The sequence below is a fragment of the Micromonospora sp. D75 genome (genome assembly GCF_018070405.1).
Taxonomy (GTDB): Bacteria; Actinomycetota; Actinomycetes; order Mycobacteriales; family Micromonosporaceae; genus Micromonospora; species Micromonospora chalcea.
The window spans coordinates 1-4948 of the sequence record NZ_JAGPXV010000453.1 but is presented as its reverse complement, the minus strand read 5'-3'; the positions used below and the strand labels follow the sequence as shown (position 1 = coordinate 4948).

Below are 4948 nucleotides of genomic sequence, written 5' to 3'. Positions count from 1 at the left end.
GTATGCGGCGGCGAATGCGTTTGTGGATGGGTTGGTGGTGTCGCGGCGTGGGCGTGGGTTGGTGGCGACGTCGGGGAGTTCGTCGGCGACATCGAGTGGGCGCTGGGACTCCTCAGCCGCCGCTTCGCCAAGGTCATCTGGGCCCCCGGCAACCACGAGCTGTGGACTCCCCGCGAGGACCCGATCCAGCTGCGGGGGGACGCGCGCTACCAGCACCTGGTGGAGCTGTGCCGGGGGCTCGGGGTGGTGACTCCGGAGGACCCGTACCCCGTCTGGGACCCGCAGGGCGACGACCCGGTCCTGATCGCGCCGCTGTTCCTGCTCTACGACTACACCTTCCGGCCCCCGGGGACGTACACGAAGGAGCAGGCCCTGGCACGGGCCCACGAGGTCGGCGTGGTCTGCACCGACGAGATCCTGCTGCACCCGGACCCGTACCCGACGCGGGACGCCTGGTGCCGGGCGCGGCTGGCCCTGACGGAGCGCCGGCTCACCGCCGAGCGCGGCGGGCTGCCCACCGTCCTGGTCAACCACTTCCCGCTCGTACGCGAGCCCACCCGGATCCTGCGGTACCCGGAGTTCGCCCAGTGGTGCGGCACCGAGACCACTGCCGACTGGCACGTCCGCTTCGACGCCCGCGTCGCCGTCTACGGTCACCTGCACATCCCGCGCACCACCTGGTACGACGGGGTCCGGTTCGAAGAGGTCTCGGTCGGCTACCCGCGGGAGTGGCGCCGCCGGTCGACGCCCCCCGGCCGGCTGCGCCGCATCCTGCCGTCGGCCGCCTGAATGGCCCTCGTGGCGCTGGTCACCGCCGCTCCCGGAGCCTGCCGGGACGCCGCCCGCGGGCCGGTCGATCAGGGGTTCTCTAGGGGTTGGGCGGGTGTTGGGCGCTCAGTACCGTCCAGTCACGGTGGCGGGCGTGTGTCGGCGGGACTGTCCGGCGTGGCGGGCGCCTGAGCAGGCACGACGACCGGAATCAGGAACAGGTGTGGGTTTCGTGAGCCGAACGGCCGCGTCTGCACCCACCTGTGCACGAAGCCGGCCCGCCGGCGGTGGTGTGGTCAACGAATCGGCAGATTCCGATCGATAGCAAGCTCTGGGCGGGTGGGTCATGGCGGACGAAGACAAGCTCCTCGAACACCTGAAGTGGGTGACCTCCGAGCTCCGCCTGGCGCGTCGGCGCCTGACCGAGCTGGAGGACGAGGACGCCGAGCCGATCGCGATCGTCGGCATGGCCTGCCGTTTCCCCGGTGGCGTCGCCTCACCTGAGGACCTCTGGGACGTCGTCGTCGGCGGGGTGGACGCCACCGGCGCGTTCCCCGACGACCGGGGCTGGGACCTCGACCGGCTCTACGACCCCGACCCCGACCACCCCGGCACCACGTACAGCAACCGGGGTGGCTTCCTGCGCGACGCGGGTCTGTTCGACCCGACCCTGTTCGGGATCTCGCCGCGCGAGGCGCTGGCCATGGACCCGCAGCAGCGCCTCCTGCTCGAGGTGACCTGGGAGGTCTTCGAGCGGGCCGGCATCGACGCCGCGTCGGTGCGGGGCAGCCGTACCGGGGTGTTCGTCGGCACCGCGGGGCAGGACTACACGTCCGTGCTGCGGCAACTGCCCGAGGGCACGGAGGGCTACGTCCTCACCGGCACCGCCGCGAGCGTCATGTCCGGCCGGCTGGCGTACTCCTTCGGGCTGGAGGGGCCGGCCGTCACCATCGACACCGCCTGCTCCTCGTCGCTGGTCGCCCTGCACCTCGCCGGTCAGGCCCTGCGCGACGGTGAGTGCTCCCTCGCCGTGGCCGGCGGCGTCACCGTGCTGGCCACGCCGGGCGCCTTCGTCGAGTTCTCCCGCCAGCGGGGGCTCGCCTCCGACGGGCGGTGCAAGGCGTTCTCCGCCGACGCCGACGGGACCGGCTGGTCCGAGGGCGTCGCCATGTTGCTCGTCGAGAAGCTCTCCGACGCCCGGCGCAACGGGCACCCCGTCCTGGCGGTGATCCGGGGCAGCGCCGTCAACCAGGACGGCGCGAGCAGCGGGCTGACCGCCCCCAACGGCCCCGCGCAGCAGCGGGTGATCCGGCAGGCGCTGGAGAACGCCCGGCTCAGTCCGTCCGACGTGGACGCCGTCGAGGCGCACGGCACGGGCACCCGGCTGGGCGACCCGATCGAGGCGCAGGCGCTGCTGGCCACGTACGGGCAGGGCCGCACCGCCGACCGCCCGCTGTGGCTGGGCTCGCTGAAGTCGAACATCGGCCACCCGCAGGCCGCGGCCGGCGCCGGCGGCGTCATCAAGATGGTGATGGCGATGCGGCACGGCGTGCTGCCGCCCACCCTGCACGTGGACCGGCCCTCACCGCACGTCGACTGGTCGACCGGTGCCGTGGCCCTGCTCGACGAGGCGCGCCCGTGGGCCGGCGGCGAGCACGTCCGCCGGGCTGGCGTGTCGTCCTTCGGCATGAGCGGCACGAACGCCCACCTGATCCTGGAGCAGGCGCCGGCCCCCGACCCGGCCGGCGACCACGCCACCCCGTCCCGCCGTCCCGCCGTCGTGCCCATGCTGCTCTCCGCCGCGCAGCCGGCCGCGCTCGCCGCGCAGGCGGACCGGCTGGCCCGTTGGCTCAGCGACGACGAGGAGCCGCGCCCGCTCGATGTGGCCTGGTCGTCGGTGGTGTCCCGCTCGACGCTCGACCGGCGTGCGGTGGTGCTCGCCGGGGACCGTGCGGGTCTGCTGGCGGGCCTGGAGTCCCTGGCGGCGGGCGCGCCGTCGGGCACCGTGGTCACGGGCCAGGCCGGGGACCGCGGTCCGCTGGCGGTGCTCTTCTCCGGCCAGGGCGCGCAGCGCACCGGCATGGGCCGCGAGCTGTACGCCGAGTTCCCCGTCTTCGCCGCCGCCCTCGACGAGGCGTGCGGGCATCTCGACCGGGTGCTGCCGCGCCCGCTCAAGGAGGTGCTGTTCGCGCCGGAGGGCTCCGCCGAGGCGGAGCTGCTGGACCAGACCGCGTTCACCCAGGCCGGGCTCTTCGCCGTCGAGGTGGCGCTGTTCCGCCTCGTGGAGTCGTTCGGCGTGGTGCCGGACTTCGTGGGCGGGCACTCGATCGGTGAGATCGCCGCCGCGCACGTGGCCGGGGTGCTGTCCCTCCAGGACGCCTGCCTGCTGGTGGCGGCGCGGGGCCGGCTCATGCAGTCGCTGCCTGACGGCGGCGGCATGCTCGCCGTGGCCGCCGACGAGGCGGCCGTGACGGAGTCGATCGCCGGGCTGACCGACCGGGTCGGCGTCGCGGCCGTCAACGGCCCGACCTCCGTCGTGGTCTCCGGGGCCCTCGACGCCCTCGACGAGGTGGAGCGCGTCTGGCGCGACCGGGGTGTGCGTACCCGCCGGTTGGCCGTCAGTCACGCGTTCCACAGCCCGCTGATGGAGCCGGTGCTGGAGCGCTTCCGCGGCATCGTCGAGCGGCTGGACCTCGCCGCCCCCACGCTGCCGATCGTGTCGAACCTGACCGGTGCGCTCGCCGACGCCGACGAGATCCGCACCCCCGACTACTGGGTACGGCACGTCCGCGAGGCGGTCCGCTACGCCGACGGGCTCGCCGCGCTGCGCGACGCCGGGGTCGACACCTTCCTGGAGGTCGGCCCGCAGAGCGTACTGACCGCGATGACGACCGACGTGCTGCCCGACGACGACGTGCTCGCCGTCGCAGCCCAGCGCCGGGACCGGCCCGAGGCGCAGGCGCTGCTGCACGCCCTCGCCGAGCTGCACGTGCACGGGTTGCCGGTGTCCTGGCGGGAGTGGTTCGCCGACACCGGCGCCGCCCGGGTCGACCTGCCCACGTACGCCTTCCAGCGGGAGCGGTTCTGGCCCGAGGTGCTGCCGTGGCGGGTCGGCGACGTGTCGGGCGCCGGCCTCGGCGTCGCGGGGCACCCGCTGCTCGGCGCGGCGGTGCGGCTCGCCGGCGACGACGAGGTGGTGCTGACCGGCCGGCTGTCGACGTCGACGCACCCGTGGCTGGCCGACCACGTGGTCGGCGGCAACGTGGTGGTGCCGGGCACCGCCCTGGTGGAGCTGGCGGTCCGCGCCGGCGACGAGGTGGGCGCGTCGCGGGTACGGGAGCTGACCGTGGCGGCGCCGCTGGTGCTGCCCGACTCCGGGGCGGTACGCGTGCAGGTGCGCGTCGGCGCTGCCGACGACGCCGCCGTCCGGACGGTGTCCGTGTACTCCCAGCCCGAGGAGGACGACGACACCGACTGGGTGCGGCATGCCGACGGCCTGCTCGAACCGGTGTCGGCCGACGAGCCGGGGCTCGGCGAGTGGCCGCCGGCGGGCGCGACCGAGGTGGACCTGACCGGCTGGTATCCGGCGCTGGCCGAGCACGGCCTGTCGTACGGGCCGGTTTTCCAGGGCGTACGGCGGGCCTGGACCGCCGACGGTGGGGCGTACGCCGAGGTGACGCTGCCGGACGGGGCGGCCGGCGAGGCGGGCGCGTTCGGGGTGCACCCGGCGCTGCTGGACGCCGCGCTGCACCCGGTGGCGCTGCTGCTCGAGGCCGAGGGGCCGCGCGTGCCGTTCGCGTTCGAGGGCGTGCAGGTGCACGCCTCGGGCGCCCGGACGCTGCGGGTGCGGCTGACCCGGGACGGCTCCGGGGTGCGGCTGGTCGCCTGCGACGGCTCGGGCGCGCCGGTGGTCTCGGTGGACTCGCTCGTGCTGCGGGAGATGACCGCGACGGCGACCCGGGGCGGTGCCGCCCGGTCGCTGTACGAGGTGACCTGGCAGGCCGAGCAGATCGAGAGCGTCGACGACCTTCCGGGGTGGGCGGTGCTGGGCCGGCCGGCACCGGACGCGCTGCCGGAGGTGCCGGTCTTCGCGGACGTGGCGACCCTGGCGGCGGACGGGGCCACGGCCCGGCAGGTGCTGCTGACGGTGCCCGCCGGCGATCCCGGCGTCCCCGTGCCG

At 75.0% G+C, this 4948-nt stretch carries 2 protein-coding genes; both read left to right on the top strand.

Going from position 1 to position 4948, the window contains the following annotated elements; translation table 11 throughout:
* The coding region (locus KBX39_RS22945; RefSeq protein WP_210872446.1) for a metallophosphoesterase at positions 1-789 on the top strand (789 nt) is incomplete at its 5' end.
* 325 nt (positions 790-1114) lie between these two features.
* Positions 1115-4948: type I polyketide synthase (locus KBX39_RS22940; RefSeq protein WP_210872445.1), on the top strand; the 3834-nt coding region annotated here is incomplete at its 3' end.